Source organism: Collinsella sp. TF11-5AC (genome assembly GCF_003436775.1).
Classification (GTDB): Bacteria; Actinomycetota; Coriobacteriia; order Coriobacteriales; family Coriobacteriaceae; genus Collinsella.
In genome coordinates this window covers 845-1,501 of sequence record NZ_QSQO01000044.1, presented here as the reverse complement: position 1 = coordinate 1,501, position 657 = coordinate 845, and the positions used below count along the sequence as shown (strand labels likewise).

Here is a 657-nt window from a genome sequence, read left to right as displayed (position 1 = left end):
GGCTCTGTTAGACCAAATTTGACACGATCGGCTGTTCGTCGAACCGGAAAATAATCGGGCTATCCCCGCCCATCGCGGTCCCCGCCCTCCCCGTCAGCCTTCCCCGAAGATCCCAGCCTGACGTCGAAGGGCAGGCCGCCCTCGCGGATCACCGCCCTGAGGAATATGTTCATGGCGCCCGACATGGAGAGCCCGAGCTCGTCGAGCACGGCCACGGCCTCCCTTTTGACCTCGGGATCAATTCTTATCGTGGTGGCCGGGACGTTCGATGTCATTGCCGCTCCTTCCGCGGTCGCTGCTCCGTGGCCACCATTTTAGTTCGCTAGGCCGCCCGCCCGTCCCAGTAGTCCATGAGGGGAGGCTCGAGGCCGAACATGCCGCGGACGCGGGTCGAGCAGGAGCCGTTGGCGAGCTGGCGGGCGACCGTGGACTCCGCCGCGCGCGAGCCCGCCGCCATGAAGGTGCGGCACCAGCGGAACCAGTCGAGGTAGGCTCCCAAGTGCTTGGTGGACACGCCCCTGAAGCGGGCCATGAACGATTCGAGGAGCGAATGGACGGTGTTGATGCGGTTGATGGTGCCCTCCGAGCGGTCCTTGGAGTCATAGGACTCATGCGAGGCGACCTTCAGGTCGCGCAGCACGTCGATGTATGCGGTCG

The 657-nt window shown here is 64.8% G+C and carries 1 protein-coding gene and 1 pseudogene; both read right to left on the bottom strand.

The annotated features are described in order from the left end of the window. Positions 1-59: 59 nt before the first annotated feature. Entirely contained in the window at positions 60-275 is a 216-nt protein-coding gene (locus DXD16_RS10140; RefSeq protein ID WP_117655987.1) for a type II toxin-antitoxin system RelB/DinJ family antitoxin, read from the bottom strand. Positions 276-322: 47 nt separating this feature from the next. Next, positions 323-657: pseudogene (locus DXD16_RS10135) on the bottom strand (hypothetical protein); the annotation flags it as partial.